Origin of the sequence: Dinoroseobacter sp. PD6 (assembly GCF_028807315.1) — a bacterium.
GTDB classification, from domain to species: Bacteria; Pseudomonadota; Alphaproteobacteria; order Rhodobacterales; family Rhodobacteraceae; genus Dinoroseobacter; species Dinoroseobacter shibae.
Genome location: NZ_JARAMN010000003.1, coordinates 79,401 through 95,493 on the forward strand (window position 1 = coordinate 79,401; position 16,093 = coordinate 95,493).

Below are 16,093 nucleotides of genomic sequence, written 5' to 3' on the forward strand. Positions count from 1 at the left end.
ATGGAACCACTGTTTGCGGGCCTCTACGCCCTGATGGACCCGTCCCTGCTTGTGCTGCTCTTCGCGGCCACGCTGGGCGGGGTGATCATCGGCGCGCTTCCGGGGCTGAACGCGACCACCGGCGCGGCACTCCTGCTGCCCTTCACCATTACCATGGACCCGATCCCGGCGATCGCGATCCTGACCACGATCTACTGCGCGGCGACCTTTGCCGGCGCGATCACGGCGATCCTGATCAACACGCCCGGCACCTCGGCCAGTGCCACTACCTGCCTCGATGGCTACCCGCTCGCCCAACGCGGCGAGGCGGGCCGCGCCCTGGGCATGGCCACCGTGTCCTCGACCATCGGCGGGATCATCTCGGTCGTGTGCCTGATGATGGCAGCGCCGCTGATGGCGCGCATGGCCTATAACTTCGCCCCGCCCGAATACTTCGCGCTGACCGTGTTCGGCATCTCGATGCTGGCCACCATCGGGGATGGCACGCCGCTCAAGAACATCATCGCCGGGGCGCTGGGCGTGTTTCTCGCGACCGTTGGCAAGGACCTGCTGACCACGGTGGAGCGGTTCACCTTCGGCTTCAACGAGCTGTCCGAGGGCATCGGCTTCGTCCCCGTGATGATCGGCATTTTCGGCATCTCCGAGTTGCTGGTGCAGGCCGAGCGCCTGCAAGCCAAGCGCAAGCTGATCGAGATGAAGGCGATCAAGCTGCCCTCGCGGGAGGATTATCGCAAGGTCTGGCGCACCATCCTGCGCAGTTCCGGCATCGGGACCTTTATCGGCATCCTGCCCGCCGAGGGCGCGACCGTGGCCTCGATGATCGGCTATAACGAGGCGCGACGCTGGTCCAAGACCCCCGAAGAGTTCGGCAAGGGCGCCATCGAGGGCATTGCCGGGTCCGAAGCGGCCAACAATTCGGCCACCGGGGGGGCCATGGTGCCCACGCTGGCCCTGGGCATTCCGGGCAGCCCCACGGCGGCCGTGATCCTGGCCGGGCTCATGGTGCACGGGTTGCAACCGGGGCCGACCATGTTCACCGAACAGGCCGAGTTCGCCTATGCGATCTTCTGGGCCATGCTGTTGGTCAATGTGACGTTCATCTTCGTGGGCCTGTTCGGTGCCAAGCTCTTTGCCCGGGTCACCTTCGTGCCGGTGCAGATCCTCTGGCCGGTTGTCTTCACCTTCTCGATCGTCGGGGCCTATGCGCTCGACCAGTCGATGCTGGATGTCTACATCGCGCTGGCCTCCGGGGTCGTGGGCTATTTCATGCGGGGCTTCGGCTACTCGGTCGTGCCGCTGGCCATCGGGCTGATCCTCGGCGGCATGCTGGAGAAGCGTCTCGGCCAGTCCCTGATCATGCTCGACGACCAGTGGTGGCTGATGTTTACCCGGCCGCTCACGCTTTTCTTCTTTGTTCTGACCGTCCTGGCGTTGTTCGGGCCGTTTTTCTGGCGTTTGTTCAAGCAACGTGACCCGATGGTTTCAACCGGAGAGTAATCCATGACCAAGATCAAATCCGTACGCACGCGCGTCTGGAACTGGACCGGCCCGACCGTCCCGCCGCAGGGCAATTTCTGCACCAATGCGTCCGATGCGCTGTGGATCCAGGGCGACGCCATGGCCTCCTTCCGGTTCCACCAATGGCTGACCTGCGAAGTCGAGACCGAGGATGGCACCATCGGGATCGGGAACGCGGCGCTGGCGCCCAACGTCGTCAAGCAGGCTATCGACGAATGGTATGCGCCCCTGGTCATCGGCGAGGACCCGTTCGATTATGCCTACCTGTGGGAAAAGATGTATCGCCGCACCCATGCCTGGGGGCGCAAGGGGATCGGCATGACCGCGATCAGTGCCATCGACATCGCGATCTGGGACCTGATGGGCAAGCTGGTGGGCAAGCCGGTGTTCAAGCTCCTGGGCGGGCGCACCAAGGAGAAGATCCCGGTCTACTACTCCAAGCTTTACGCCGACAGCATCCCCGCGATGCAGGCAGAGGCCGCAGAGGCGCAAAAGCATGGCTACCAAGGCTACAAGACCCGGTTCGGCTACGGTCCCAAGGACGGCCCGGCGGGGATGCGCGAGAACCTCAAGCGCGTGGAGGCCCTGCGCGAGGTACTGGGCTATGACGTGGACCTGATGCTTGAGTGCTACATGGGCTGGAACCTCGATTACACCAAGCGGATGCTGCCCAAACTGGAGCGGTTCGAGCCGCGCTGGCTCGAAGAGCCGGTGATTGCCGACGACGTGGCGGGCTATGCGGAGCTGAACGCCATGGGGATCGTGCCGATCTCGGGCGGGGAGCATGAATTCAGCGTCATGGGCTGTGCGGAGTTGATCAACCGCAAGGCCGTCAGCGTGCTGCAATACGACACCAACCGGGTGGGCGGCATCACCGCGGCGCAGAAGATCAACGCCATCGCCGAGGCCGCGCAGATCATCGTCATCCCCCATGCGGGCCAGATGCACAACTACCACCTGACCATGGCCAACATGAACTGCCCCATCAGCGAGTATTTCCCTGTCTTCGACGTCGAAGTGGGCAATGAGCTGTTCTACTACATCTTCGACGGCGATCCCGAGGCGGTGGACGGCTATCTGCAACTGGATGACGACACGCCCGGGCTCGGGATCACCATCAGCGACGCTCACCTGAAACATTTCGAGATCACAGAATGAACACCTATTCCGGCATCTGGCCCGTCGCCCCGACCCCCTTCAACGAGGATGGCACCCTCGATCTCGATGGCATGAAGCGGGTCCTCGATTGTTTGATCGACCAGGGGGCGGACGGGATCTGCGTGCTCGCCAACTACTCCGAGCAGTTCCTGATTTCCGATGCCGAACGCGAGGTTCTGGCCCGGCTGAGCGTGGAGCATGTGGCCGGCCGCGTCCCGGTGATCGTCACCATCAGCCATTTCGCCACCCAGATCGCGGTGGAGCGCGCGCGCTTTGCCAAGGATCTCGGCGCCGATATCGTGATGATAATGCCGCCCTATCACGGCGCGCTCCTGAAGGGCACGCCGGAGCAGTCGTTCGAGCAGTTCGCCGCCGTGGGCGAGGTGGGCATCCCGATCATGGTGCAAGATGCGCCGCTCTCGGGGGTCGATCTGCCCGTGGACCTGCTGGTGCGCATGGCGCGCGAGATCGAGGCCGTGAAGCTCTTCAAGATCGAGTGCCCGCGGGCGGCCAACAAGATCCGCGCCTTGATCGCGCAGGGCGGTGCGGCCATCGAGGGCCCGTTCGACGGGGAGGAAGCCATCACCCTGCTGGCCGATCTCGATGCCGGGGCCACCGGCACGATGACCAGCGGCATGATCGTGGACCAGATCAAGCCCGTGCTGACCAGGTACCACGCAGGCGATGTCTCCGGCGCGACCGAGGCCTACGGGCGGGTCGCCATGGCGATCAACCACGAGAACCGCCAATGCGGCTGGCAGTCCTGCAAGGCCGCGATGGTGGAGGGCGGCGTGATCGCCTCGGAATTCTGCCGCCACCCGATCGCGCCCCTGCACCCGGCGATCCGGGCCCGGCTGATCGACCTGCTGCGCCCGCTCGACCCTCTCGTCCTGCGCTGGGGACGGTGAGATGAGTGACGCTGCCTGGACCGACGAGCTGCGCGATTTCGTGGACCTCAAACCGCGCAAATCCCTCGCCGCGGAGGCGGCGGAGAACCTGCGTGAATTCATCATGCTGGGCAAGCTCGCCCCGGGCATGCCCGTGCGCGAACGTGACCTGGCCGAGGCGTTCGGCATCAGCCGCACACCGCTGAAAGAGGCGCTGCGCATCCTCGAAAGCGAGGGGCTGATCGTCTACGGCCCGACCCGCCGCCCGAGCGTGGCCGACCCCTCGCTCGACGAGATCAACGACTGGCTGCGCGTCCAGGGCGCGCTGGAGGCGCTGGCCGGTGAGCTGGCCTGCTCCGAAGCCACCGATCGCCAGCTGGCCGAGATCGAGCGGATCAATGCCTCGATCAAGGAAGCCCGCGACACCGACGGGCAACTCGAAGCCTTTCGCAGGGACATGGCGTTCCACACCGCCATCGTGGCGGCCGCTGGAAACGCGGCGCTGGCCGAAACCCATGCCAGTTACAACGCGCGGCTGTGGCGGGTGCGGTTCCTGTCCTCCCAGCGCATTCCGGGCCGCGAAGCCACCCGGCGGGAGCATCGCGACATCGTCCAGGCGCTCAAGGCGCGCGACTCCGTGGCGGCCAGCCGGGCGCTGCAGCAGCATCTGCGCACCGCCGAAACCAACATTGCCGCCGCCATGGCGGACCTTGCCTCTGAGAAGGAGAGCGACTGATGCGTCCCAGACTTGCCATCGTGCCCGGGGATCCTTCGGGGATCGGGCCGGAACTGATCGCCAGGCTGCTGGCCGAAGACGGCGTGCGCGAGGCCGCCGATATCCTGCTGGTGGGTGATGCCCATCTGTGGCGGCGCGGCGCGGACCAGGCCGGGCTGGAGATCCCGCTCGACACCATCGACCCGCGCGACAGCGGCAGCTTCACCGGGCTGGCCCATCTCGACCTCGACACCATCGCGCCGGAGGATGTGCGGATCGCCGAGGTCACCGTGGCCGGGGGCGCGACGTCGCTGCGCTGCCTCGACAAGGCGCTCGACCTGGCCCAGGCCGGGCAGGTGGACGGGGTGCTCTTTGCGCCCTTCAACAAGTCGGCCATGACCGCGGCGGGGCTCGATGCCGAGGACGAGCATCGCTACATGGCGCGCTACCTCGGGTTCACCGGCTATCATTCCGAGATCAACGTGCTCGACGACCTGATGACCACCCGGGTGACCAGCCATATCGGTCTGAAAGACGTGGCGGCCCAAATCGACGGTCCGGGGATCGAGCGCGCCATCGAGCTCGCCCATGCCACCCTGGCGCGCTCGGGCAAGGCGCGCCCACATGTGGCCGTGGCCGCGCTCAACCCCCACGCGGGCGACAACGGCAAGTTCGGGCGCGAAGAGATCGACGTGATCGCACCGGTCGTGAAGGCCTGCCAGGACCGGCAGATGAACGTCACCGGCCCCTGGCCCTCGGACACGGTCTTCCTCAAGGCCCAGCGGGGCGAAGTCGATGCCGTCGTCACCATGTATCACGACCAGGGCCAGATCGCGATCAAGCTGATGGGGTTCGAGCGGGGCGTGACCGTCGCGGGCGGCCTGCCGATCCCGGTGGCGACCCCCGCCCATGGCACTGCCTTCGACATCGCGGGCAAGGGGATCGCCAATGTGGGCGCCACCCGGCAGGCTTTCGACCTGCTGGTCCGGATGGCGCGCAACGCCAGGGACGAGGCAGCGGCATGAGCCTGCCCGCGGTCGGCTTCATCGGCGTCGGGATGATGGGGGCCGGGATGGCGGGATGCCTGCTGTCCGCCGGGCACCCGGTCACGCTGCTGGCCCACCGCAACCGCGCGCCGCTCACCCCCCTGCTGGACCGGGGCGCGCGGGAGGCCCCGGATGCGGTGACGCTCCTTGACGGCTGCGACGTGCTCTTCACCTGCCTGCCCGACGCGGAGGCGGTGGCGGGACTGGCGGACACGCTCCTCCCCCATACGCGCCCGGGCCAGATTTGGATCGACACGACCACCTCACGGCCGGAGACCAGCGCCACCCTCGCGCACCGGCTCGACGCGGCGGGGGCGGTGTTCTCGGACGCCCCGGTGACGGGCGGCCCGAAACAGGCGCAGGACGGCGCGCTGACCTCCCTGGTGGGCTGTGCCGCCGCGCAGTTCGACACCATCGCATCCCTGGTCGGGACCTATTCCACCGCCATCCGCCGTTTCGGCGATGCGGGCACCGGCCATGCGGCCAAGCTGCTCAACAACCTCGTGACCCAGGGCACCATGGTGCTGTTGTCGGACGCGTTTCAGGCCGCTGGTCGGCTTGGGGTCGATCCCCGGGCGCTCTACGAGGTGATGATGACCGGCGCGGCCCGCTCCGGCACCCTGCAAAAGGCCGTGCCCCCCGCGCTCGATGGTGACTATACCGGCGCGCGGTTCTCCATCTCCAACGCGGCCAAGGACCTGGGCTATGCCGAGGCCCTGCTGGCCGACGCCCTCTCGGGCCGCGCCGATGTCGCCGGGGCGCTCGCCGCGCGGCTCGGCGCGCTGGCGGCCCAGGGTCGCGGCGCGGAGTTCGTCACCACACTCTTCGACCCGAACCGACCCTGACAGCGCCCGTCCGGGCGCCCCGAATTCCCCTCACATAGACGGATACGCAAGATGAGCTTCACCCCCCACGGAAAACACCTGATCGCCGGCGCCTGGGTCGGGAGCGATCAGACCTTCGCCTCCGATCCCGCCCACGGGCCCGCCCACGGGCCCGCCCACGAATTCTCCGTCGGCACGCCCGCCCTGGTCGATCAGGCCTGCGCCGCCGCGGAGGACGCCTTTGCCAGCTATGGCTACAGCGACGCGGCCACCCGAGCGGCCTTCCTGAACGCCATCGCCGACGAGATCGACGCCCGCGCCCAGATCATCACCGGCATCGGCACCCAGGAAACCGGCCTGCCCGAAGCCCGCCTGCAAGGGGAGCGGGGCCGGACCACCGGGCAGCTGCGCCTCTTTGCCGAACATATCCTCAAGGGCGATTACCTCGACCGGCGGCACGATCCGGCTCTGCCGGACCGCGCGCCTCTGCCGCGCCCGGACCTGAAGCTGGTCCAACGCCCCATCGGCCCGGTCGCGGTGTTCGGCGCCTCGAACTTCCCGCTCGCCTTCTCGGTGGCGGGCGGCGACACCGCGGCGGCGCTGGCCGCGGGCTGCCCCGTGGTGGTCAAGGGCCACTCGGCCCATCCCGGCACCGGGGAGATCGTGGCCGAAGCGATCCACGCGGCCATCGCCAGGACCGGGATGCCCGCGGGGGTTTTCAGCCTGATCCAGGGCGGCAAGCGCGACGTGGGCACGGCCCTCGTCCAGCACCCGCTGATCCGCGCGGTGGGCTTCACCGGCTCGCTCGCCGGGGGGCGGGCGCTCTTCGATCTCTGCGCCGCACGGCCCGAGCCGATCCCGTTCTTCGGCGAGCTGGGCTCGGTCAACCCGATGTTCCTGCTGCCCGAGGCGGTCGCGGCGCGTGGGGCCGAGATCGGCGCGGGCTGGGCGGGCTCGCTGGCCATGGGGGCGGGACAGTTCTGCACCAATCCCGGCATCGCGGTGGTGCTGCCGGGCGCCGACGCTTTCGTCGCCGCCGCCGAGGCCGCCCTGCGCGAGACCGCCGCGCAAACCATGCTCACGGAGGGGATCGCCGCGGCCTATCGCGACGGCGTCGCCCGTCTGGCCGCGCACCCGCAAATCTCGGAACTGCTGGGCGCCCCCTGCGATGGGCGCGCGGCGCACCCCTGTCTCTACCGTGTCGCGGCCAGGGACTGGCTGGCCGATCACACCCTGCAAGAGGAGGTCTTCGGGCCGCTCGGCCTGGTGGTGGAGGCGCAGGATGCGGCCGAAATGGCCCGGATCGCCAGATCCCTCCAGGGCCAGCTCACCTGTACGCTCCACATGGAGGACGGCGACACCGACCATGCGAGATCCCTGGTGCCGCTGCTCGAACGCAAGGCGGGCAGGGTGCTTGTCAACGGCTTCCCCACGGGCGTCGAGGTTGCCGACAGCATGGTGCATGGCGGGCCCTTTCCGGCCTCCACGAATTTCGGTGCGACCTCGGTCGGGACACTCTCGATCCGGCGATTCCTGCGACCCGTGTGCTATCAGAACATGCCGGACGCCCTTTTGCCTGCCGATTACTGAACGACCAGAACTTCAGGACTTTCAACTGGGAGGAACTTCGAAATGACTTCATTCAAGACACAGATCGTGGCCGTCATGGCCGGTGTTCTGGCGTTGGGTGCCAGCCCCGCGCTGGCGGACTACCCGGAACGACCCGTCACGATCATCGTGCCATGGGGCGCCGGCGGCGGCACCGATACCATCATCCGGCTGTTTTCCATCGGCTTCGAAGAGGCCATGGGCCAGCCCATCAACGTGGTCAACCGCACCGGCGGCTCGGGCGTCGTCGGCCACTCGGCCATCGCCAATGCCACTCCGGATGGCTACACCCTGGGCGCCTGTACCTCGGAGGTCACCTATTTCGAAACCATCGGCCTGGCCCCGATCACGCCCGCGAGCTTCGATCTGATCTCGCGCCTCGCGGTGATCCCGGCCGGGGTGACCGTCGCGGCCGACAGTCCCTACAACTCGCTCGAGGAGTTGATCGCCGCCGCCAAGGAGGGCGGGTTGAGCTCCTCCGGCTCCGGCCTGGGCGGGCCATGGCACATGGCCATCGCGGGCATGATGAAACAGGTCGGCGGCGACGTGAACACCGTGCAGTTTATCCCGTCCCAGGGCGGGGCCCCGGCGCTTCAGGATCTCGTGGCCGGCGGCATCAGCATGTTCACCGGATCGCCCATCGAGGCGCGCGCCCTGGCCGACGCGGGCGAAGTGAAGATCCTCGGCATCATGTCCGACGAACGCTCGCCCGCCTTCCCGGATGTGCCGACACTGAAGGAAAGCGGCGTGGACTGGTCGTTGACCAACTGGTTCTCCCTGTGCGCGCCCGCGGGTCTGCCCGAGGACGTCAAAGCCAGGATCGAAGCGGCCGCCGAACAGGCCCACGGCTCCGCCGAGGTGCAAGAGGCCCTGGCGCAGCGTGGAATCACGCCACTTTTCGACGGCTCGGAGGCGTTTTCGTCCTATGCTGCGGCCTTCGCCAATGATGCGGCCGGCCTTCTGACCGACCTCGGCCTGGCCCAGTAGGCAAAGCCGGTTGCCGGTGTTCACGACACATCGGCAGCCGCCCACAAACCGGGTGCCGGCATGCAATTGAATGACCGCCTGATCGGAGCGCTCGCCATTTGTGGCGGCGTGGCCATTATTGTCGGCACCCTCGGGTTTCGGGAACTGCCGGGTCAGCAGTTCGGCTCGGCGTTTTTCCCGCGGATCGTCGGGACCGCCTTGATCCTGACCGGGGCGGTGATGCTGGCGATGCGCGCCGACGGGCCGTGGCTGCGGCTGCCGGCTCTGTTGCGCGGGGCGGCCAAGTGGCAGGTCACGGCGGCGCTGGCATCTGTGATCGGCTGGGTGGTCGTCTCCCCCTACCTGGGCTTCATCGCGACGACGACCCTGATGATCTGGATCCTGATCCTCGTGGCGGGGGGGCGCCTCGTCCCGGCGGCGCTCACCGCGCTGGTCATGGCCTGTCTCCTCTATCTCGTCTTCGGCATCCTGCTGCGCGTGCCGCTGCCTTTCGGGGCAATCGAACGGTTCCTGACATGAATGTCTACTGGGAAGCTCTGGTGCTGGTCACCGAACCCGCGACTTTGGGCGCGATCCTGATCGCCAGCCTCCTGGGCATCACGCTCGGCGCCATTCCCGGGCTCACGGCGGTGATGGGCGTCGCCCTGCTGATCCCGATCACGTTCTTCATGGATCCGGTCCCGGCCATCGCCTCCATCGCGTCGCTCGCGGCCATGGCGATCTTCGCCGGAGACATCCCGGGCACGCTGCTTCGTATCCCCGGCACACCCGCCTCCGCCGCCTATGTCGAGGACGGCTATGCCATGACCAAGGCAGGCAAGCCGGAACGCGCCCTGGGCCTGTCCATGGTCTCGGCCTGCGTCGGCGGGGTGATGGGGGTGATTGCGCTGATGGTCGCGGCTCCGCTGCTGGCGCGCTTTGCCACGAATTTTTCCTCGGTGGAGTATTTCTGGCTTGCCCTTCTGGGGCTGAGTTGCGCCGCCATCATCGCGGCGGGGTCGGCGTTGAAGGGCATCGTGTCCCTGCTCTTCGGTCTCTGGGTCGCCACCATCGGGATCGACGCGGTCGCAGGCCAGCCGCGCTTCACCTTCGGCTCCATCGAACTGATGGGCGGGGTCAGCTTCATTCCCGCGATGATCGGCATGTTCGCCTTGCCCGAGGTCCTGCGCAATCTCACCGCCCGGCAGCCGCGCATCGCGACCCCGACCATGGGCCCGATCCTGGCCGGGCTTGGCGCCACGCTGCGCAAGCGCTGGCGCAATCTGTTGCGCGGCGGGGCGGTCGGCTCGCTGGTGGGGGCCCTTCCGGGGGCCGGGGCGGACATCGCCGCCTGGGTCGCCTATGCGATTGCCCGCCGCCGCTCGGCCACGCCCGAGGCCTTTGGCAAGGGCCATGACGAGGGGCTGATCGAGGCCGGGGCGGCCAACAACGCCGCGCTCTCCAGCGCCTGGGTGCCGACGCTGGTCTTCGGCATCCCCGGCGACAGCATCACCGCCATCGTGATCGGTGTGCTGTATCTCAAGGGGCTGGAGCCGGGTCCGATCATCTTCGTGAAGTCGCCGGAACTGGTCTACGCGATCCTGTTCGCCTTCCTGCTGGCGAACCTGTTGCTGATCCCGCTGGGCTGGGCCGTGATCCGCATGGCGCGGCACCTGCTGCGCATTCCGCCTGCCTATTTCGCGCCCGTGGTGCTGGCCTGCTGTATCGTCGGCAGCTTCGCGATCAACAACACCAGCTACGGCGTGCTGACCATGCTGGCCTTCGGGGTGGTCGGCTGGATCTTCGAAGAAAACAGGATCCCCATCGCCCCCGCCATCCTCGGCATCGTTCTGGGCGGCATGCTGGAATTCAACTTCGTCACATCGATGCTGAAATCCCGGGGCGACCTGGCGATATTCGTCTCGCGCCCTGTGGCCGCCGCCCTTGCACTCATCGTCCTCATGATCTGGGTGCTGCCCATCATGCGGGCCATGCGCTCACGTCGGAAGGAAAGTCCATGAAGATCATAGATGCCCATCACCATTTCTGGGACCCGGTCGCGAACTATCACCCATGGCTGCGCGACGAGCCGATGATCCCGTTCCGCTACGGCGATTACTCCTCGATCCGCAAACCGTTCATGCCCGATGACTACGACGCTGTCTCCAGGGGCTGGGATATCGTCGCCACCGTCACGATGGAGGGCGAATGGGATCCGGCCGACCCGGTGGGCGAGGCGCACTGGATGCAGGATCTGGCCGATCGCACCGGCCGACCGGCCGCCCATGTCGCCCAGGCATGGCTGGACCGGGAGGACCTGGCGGAGGTTCTGAGCGTCTACAAGACCCTGCCCATCGTCAAATCCGTCCGCCACAAGCCCCGCGCCAACCCGGCGCCGGGCGGCCCCGCCGGCGGCATGATGGACACCGCCTATCGCGAGGGGTTCCGCCGCCTGGCCGACAGCGGCCTGATGTTCGATCTGCAAACCCCGTGGTGGCATCTGGACGAGGCGATGGACCTGGCCGCGCTCGCGCCCGAGACGCCGATCATTCTCAACCACGCCGGTCTGCCCTCCGATCGTTCCGCGGCGGGGCTGGCGGGGTGGGAGGCGGCCCTGAGGCGCTTCGCCACCCTGCCGCAGAGCGTCATCAAGATCTCCGGTCTCGGCCTGCCCGACCGTCCCTGGGCGCTGGAGGACAACCGCGCGATCATCCGGACCTGTATCGACGTCTTCGGACCCGAGCGCGCCATGTTCGCTTCGAATTTCCCGGTCGACGGGGTGTGCGGGTCCTTCGATGTCATCTTCTCGGGCTTCGATGCGGCCACCCGACAGGATCCCGAAGCCGCCCGCCAGGCGCTGTTCCACGACACCGCCCACCGGGTCTACGGGCTCTGAAAGCCCGGGCGCCTCGCCGGGCGGCGGTGCCGGGCGTCTCGGGATGCGCGGCCTGCGTGCATGCCCCTGGCCTTGCGCGCGCCGGGGCGTGTTGCCCCGGCAGCAAGTCACCCGCGCCCTGACACCTGCGCCTGATACCGGTCGAGTTCGCGGATCAACTCCTGGCCATTCGGCACGTCTTCGCGGGCGGCAAACTCGGCCCAGACCGCGCCGAACGGCAAATCCTTGACCTCTTCCGTCACCACGAGCCGGGTGGTGAAATCCAGGGCATCTTCCGCCGCCCGCAACCTGTCGAGCGGCATCAGCAGCGCGCGCAACAGCGCCTTTTGCATGTTGCGCGTCCCGATCACCCAGGCAGCGGTCCGGCTGATCGTCGCGTCGAAGAAATCCAGCCCGATCCGGGTGCGCCCCAGCAAATCGGCACTGACGAGTTCCTGCGCCATCTGCAGGATGTCATCGTCGAGCAGGATCACGTGGTCGCTGTCCCACCGCATGGGGCGCGACACGTGCAGCAGGATCTCATCGAGGGACAGGGCAACGGCGCTGAGCTTGTCCGCGATGTTCTCGGTCGGGTGGAAATGGCCCATGTCGAGACACAACAACGTGCCCTTGCGGATCGCGTAGCCCATGTAGAATTCGTGGCTGCCCACCGTGCAGGCCTCGACCCCGATCCCGAAGAGCTTGCTTTCCACCGCGTCCAGCATCCGGGCCCGATCCTGCGGCGGCGCCAGCATCGCATCGAGCGACGCCTCCAGACGCGCCCGCGCAGCCATCCGGTCCACCGGCGTGTCCTTGTAGCCATCGGGCACCCAGATGTTGTTCACACATGCCGATCCAAGCGCTGCCCCCATCCCGGCCGCGATCTCCCGTGAGCGTTTGCCATGCTCGATCCAGAAGTCGCGAATGCCCGGATCGGGGTGGCTGAGCGTCAGGTTGTCGTCGGCCTTGGCATGGGCAAAGAAGGTGGGGTTGAAATCCAGGCCGATCCCCTGCGCCCGGGCCCAGTCGACCCAGGGCGCGAAATGCGCGATCTCGATCTCGTCCCGGTCCGGGGTCGCCTCGGTGTCGAGATACATCGCGTGAAGGTTCAACCGGTGCCGGCCCGGGATCAACGCGTAGGCGAATTCCAGATCCGCGCGCAACTCGTCGGGCGTGCGCGCGCGGCCCGGGTGGTTGCCGGTGGCCTGAATGCCGCCGCCGGAGCTGCCGGTCTTCTGCTCGAAACCGACAACATCGTCGCCCTGCCAGCAATGCATCGAAATCGGGATGGTCTTCAGCCGCGCCAACGCGGCCTCGGTGTCCACACCCCACTCCGCAAAGGCGGCTTTCGCGTTCTCGTAGCCCATGCTCATCCCCTAGCGTGTGAACGCTTGCACATTGCCCGCGTCCACGTTGATGATGTTGCCCGTGGACTTCGACGACGTATCCGCGGCGAAGAAATAGCAGGCCTCGGCGATATCTTCCGGCAGGACCGACCGCTTGAGCAGAGAGCGTTGGCGATACATCTCCTCCAGCCCGTCCTTGTCGGTGCCATAGGTGCCCGCGCGCTGTTCCAGCCAGTCGCCCTCCCAGATCTTGGAGCCCCGCAGTACCGCGTCCGGGTTCACCACGTTGACGCGGATGCCGGCCTCCGCGCCTTCAAGGGCCAGGCACCGGGCCAGATGGATTTCCGACGCCTTGGCCGTGCAGTAGGCCGCCGCATTCGGTGACGCGGCCAATCCGTTCTTGGAGGCCACGAACACCACCGCGCCGCCCATGTCCTGCACCCGCATCAGCTTGAACGCCGCGCGGCTGACCAGGAAGTAACCGGTGGACAGAATGTCCATGTTCTTGTTCCACAGCGCCAGCGACGTCTCCTCGATTGGCGCGGAGGAGGCAATCCCGGCGTTGGACACCAGGATATCCACCCCGCCGAATTCCACCGACGCCTCCGCAAAGGCCGCCGCGACGGCCTCTTCGCGCGTCACGTTCATGACAACCGAGCGGACGACATCCGCGCCAAACCGCTCCGACAACCTCTCCTGCGTCGATGCCAGGCTGTCCTCGTTGATATCCGCCAGAACCACGCAGGCACCTTCGGCCAGGAACCGCTCGGCCGTGGCCGCCCCGATCCCGCCCGCACCGCCGGTGACGAGGGCCACGCGGCCGGCAAGAGATTTCGGTTTCGGCATGCGCTGCAGCTTGGCCTCTTCCAGCAACCAGTACTCGATATCGAAAGCTTCCTGTTCCGGCAGGCCCTGGTACGTGCTGACCGCCGACGCGCCGCGCATCACGTTGATCGCGTTGACATAGAACTCGCCCGATATCCGGGCCGTGGCCTTGTCCTTGGCAAAGGTGATCATGCCCACCCCGGGCACCAGATAGACCACCGCGTTCGGGTCGCGCAGGGCCGGGCTGTCATCATGTTTGCAGCGCGCGTAATAGGCGGCATAGGCCTCACGGTAAGCCGCAACCTGGTCCGGCAGCTCCGACAGCACCGCCAGGATGTTGTTCTGCGCCGGATCGAACGGCACCACGAGGGGCCGGATCTTCGTGCGCAGGAAATGGTCCGGGCAGGAGGTGCCCAACGCCGCGAGCGCCTCCATGTCCCGCGCGTTCACGAATTCCAGCACCGCGTCGCTGTCATTGAAGTGGCCGACCATGTGCTGATTGTCCGACACGAAACCGCGGATGGCGGGCATCAGCCGGGCGGCGACCTCGCGGCGGGCCGCGGCCGGAAGGCTCTCGTGGATCGCCCCGCCGAAGGCCGGGACACCCGCGCTGCGCTCGGCGAGCCACCGGGTCGCCACGTTGATCACGTCGATCGTCTGATCGTAGCACTCCTTCGCGGTGTCGGCCCAGGTGAACAGCCCGTGACTTTCGAGCACGACACCATCCGCCTCGGGGTTCTCCCGGCAGAATTTCTCCAACCACAGGCCCAGCTCGAAGCCTGGCCGCTTCCAGGGCAGCCAGCCGATCCGGTTTCCGAAAATCCCCTGCGTGAGCTCCTTCGAATTGTCGGAGGCGGCGATGGCGATGATCGCATCGGCATGGACGTGATCGACATGCTTGCGCGGGACGTAAGCGTGCAGGGGCGTGTCGATGGAGGCCGCGCGCGGGTTCAGCCGGAAGGTGCAATGCGGCAGGTAGCCGACCATCTCATCCTCGAACGCGACCCCGCGATACAGCCCCTTCAGCGCGCGCAGCTTGTCCATGTAAAGCGTCGCGAACCCGTCCATCTTGATCGAGCCGATATCCCCGCCGGACCCCTTGACCCAAAGCACCTCGACCTGCGCGCCGGTCAGGGGGTCGGCCTCCATCACCTTGGCCGATGTGTTGCCACCGCCGTAATTCGTCACCCGCTTGTCGGCGCCGAGGATGTTCGACCGATAGAGCAACAGTTCCGATTCGCTCATGCCCTTGGCGACCTCGTCGTCCCACCGACTTTCAAGCAGCTGCGTTTCCAATGATTTCAACATGTTTCCTCCCGGCTGGCGCGGCACGCCGATCCATCTCTGTGGCCTTTACGCTGAGCGGTGCAGCCGGGCTTGTCAATCATTATCAATCACAAGCAATCATTCTGCACCGCAGAATGACGGAATATGGTGGATAATGATTGACAGATGGCGCGAATCTGGACAGCCTGTGCGCCGAGGGAGGCTCGATTTGCACGAAAAAGAACGTCATACGATCATTCTGTCCGCGGTCGAGGAACGCCCCGTCGTCACCGTCGGGGACCTGTGCAATCTGACCGGCGCGTCCGAGGCCACGATCCGCCGTGACATCGCCACGCTCGATCACGAAAAGCTGCTGCGCCGCGTGCGCGGCGGTGCGGAGGCGCTGAGCCCGCCGCAATTCGTGGGCCTCGCCGGGCGACCGTTTTCGGTCAACGAAACCATGCGGATCGAAGAGAAGCAGGCGATTGCCGCGGCCGCGGTGGAGCTGTGTGACGATGGCGACGCGATCATCATCAATGGCGGCACGACCACGTTCCAGATGGTGCATCCGCTGGCAAGCCGCCGGATGCAGGTCTTCACCAACTCCTTCCCGATCGCCGAACACCTGCTGAAGCACTCCAAGAACACAGTCATGCTGTCGGGGGGCACGATCTACCGCGAACAGAACATCATCCTGTCCCCGTTCGACAATGACGTGACCCGCAATTTCTGTGCGCGGCGCATGTTCATGGGGGCCCAGGGCCTCGGGCCGCTGGGCCTGATGGAGGCGGATCCGCTCCTGATCCAGGCGGAACAGAAACTGATCGGACAGGCGGATGAGCTGATCGTTCTGGCCGACAGCAGCAAGTTCGAGCAACGCTCCAGCCTCGTGCTGTGCCCGCTCAACCGCATCACCAAGGTCATCACCGATGACCGGATCTCAGACAAGGCGGCCGCCATGCTCGACGCCGCAGAAGTGACCCTGATCGTCACCCACTCGGGGGGCGCTCAGAAAAACGTGGCCTCGTGACCGGCCATATCCGCGATCGTACCTTAGGG

At 66.8% G+C, this 16,093-nt stretch carries 14 protein-coding genes; 12 read left to right on the top strand and 2 right to left on the bottom strand.

Features of this window, described 5'->3' with window-relative positions:
• From PVW48_RS06075 to PVW48_RS06125, 11 genes are read left to right on the top strand one after another with little or no spacing between them, the layout of a single operon-like run.
• Positions 1-1,497 carry a tripartite tricarboxylate transporter permease gene (locus PVW48_RS06075; RefSeq protein WP_274580703.1) on the top strand — a complete coding sequence of 499 codons (1,497 nt, stop codon included), beginning with the start codon at positions 1-3 and terminating at the stop codon, positions 1,495-1,497.
• Positions 1,498-1,500: 3 nt separating this feature from the next.
• Positions 1,501-2,676 (top strand): L-rhamnonate dehydratase, encoded by a 1,176-nt coding sequence (locus PVW48_RS06080; RefSeq protein ID WP_274580704.1) that lies wholly within the window; start codon positions 1,501-1,503, stop codon positions 2,674-2,676.
• Positions 2,673-3,584 (top strand): dihydrodipicolinate synthase family protein, encoded by a 912-nt coding sequence (locus PVW48_RS06085; RefSeq protein WP_274580705.1) that lies wholly within the window; start codon positions 2,673-2,675, stop codon positions 3,582-3,584. The genes PVW48_RS06080 and PVW48_RS06085 overlap by 4 nt, the downstream gene beginning before the upstream one ends.
• Position 3,585: 1 nt before the next feature.
• Positions 3,586-4,299 (top strand): GntR family transcriptional regulator, encoded by a 714-nt coding sequence (locus PVW48_RS06090; protein ID WP_274580706.1) that lies wholly within the window; start codon positions 3,586-3,588, stop codon positions 4,297-4,299.
• Positions 4,299-5,303 carry a 4-hydroxythreonine-4-phosphate dehydrogenase PdxA gene (locus PVW48_RS06095; protein WP_012179109.1) on the top strand — a complete coding sequence of 335 codons (1,005 nt, stop codon included), beginning with the start codon at positions 4,299-4,301 and terminating at the stop codon, positions 5,301-5,303. The genes PVW48_RS06090 and PVW48_RS06095 overlap by 1 nt, the downstream gene beginning before the upstream one ends.
• Positions 5,300-6,169: an NAD(P)-dependent oxidoreductase gene (locus PVW48_RS06100; protein WP_274580707.1), complete on the top strand. Its 870-nt coding sequence runs from the start codon at positions 5,300-5,302 to the stop codon at positions 6,167-6,169. The genes PVW48_RS06095 and PVW48_RS06100 overlap by 4 nt, the downstream gene beginning before the upstream one ends.
• 51 nt (positions 6,170-6,220) lie before the next feature.
• Positions 6,221-7,738, top strand: coding sequence for an aldehyde dehydrogenase (NADP(+)) (locus tag PVW48_RS06105; protein ID WP_274580708.1), 1,518 nt, complete (start codon positions 6,221-6,223; stop codon positions 7,736-7,738).
• Between the two features lie 42 nt (positions 7,739-7,780).
• Positions 7,781-8,743 carry a Bug family tripartite tricarboxylate transporter substrate binding protein gene (locus PVW48_RS06110; RefSeq protein ID WP_274580709.1) on the top strand — a complete coding sequence of 321 codons (963 nt, stop codon included), beginning with the start codon at positions 7,781-7,783 and terminating at the stop codon, positions 8,741-8,743.
• 60 nt (positions 8,744-8,803) lie between these two features.
• Positions 8,804-9,262 (top strand): tripartite tricarboxylate transporter TctB family protein, encoded by a 459-nt coding sequence (locus tag PVW48_RS06115; protein WP_274580710.1) that lies wholly within the window; start codon positions 8,804-8,806, stop codon positions 9,260-9,262.
• Complete coding sequence (locus PVW48_RS06120; RefSeq protein ID WP_012179104.1) at positions 9,259-10,743, top strand: tripartite tricarboxylate transporter permease; 1,485 nt, start codon at positions 9,259-9,261, stop codon at positions 10,741-10,743. Before PVW48_RS06115 ends, PVW48_RS06120 begins: the two co-directional genes overlap by 4 nt.
• Positions 10,740-11,618 (top strand): amidohydrolase family protein, encoded by an 879-nt coding sequence (locus tag PVW48_RS06125; RefSeq protein ID WP_274580711.1) that lies wholly within the window; start codon positions 10,740-10,742, stop codon positions 11,616-11,618. The genes PVW48_RS06120 and PVW48_RS06125 overlap by 4 nt, the downstream gene beginning before the upstream one ends.
• Positions 11,619-11,725: 107 nt before the next feature.
• Here PVW48_RS06125 and PVW48_RS06130 read toward each other — a convergent pair whose 3' ends face one another.
• Positions 11,726-12,964 (bottom strand): L-rhamnose isomerase, encoded by a 1,239-nt coding sequence (locus tag PVW48_RS06130; protein ID WP_274580969.1) that lies wholly within the window; start codon positions 12,962-12,964, stop codon positions 11,726-11,728.
• A gap of 9 nt (positions 12,965-12,973) precedes the next feature.
• Positions 12,974-15,076 (bottom strand): bifunctional rhamnulose-1-phosphate aldolase/short-chain dehydrogenase, encoded by a 2,103-nt coding sequence (locus PVW48_RS06135; protein ID WP_274580712.1) that lies wholly within the window; start codon positions 15,074-15,076, stop codon positions 12,974-12,976.
• 187 nt (positions 15,077-15,263) lie between these two features.
• On the opposite strand from PVW48_RS06135, the gene PVW48_RS06140 reads away from it, so the two are divergent.
• Positions 15,264-16,064 (top strand): DeoR/GlpR family DNA-binding transcription regulator, encoded by an 801-nt coding sequence (locus PVW48_RS06140; protein WP_274580713.1) that lies wholly within the window; start codon positions 15,264-15,266, stop codon positions 16,062-16,064.
• Positions 16,065-16,093 lie beyond the last annotated feature (29 nt).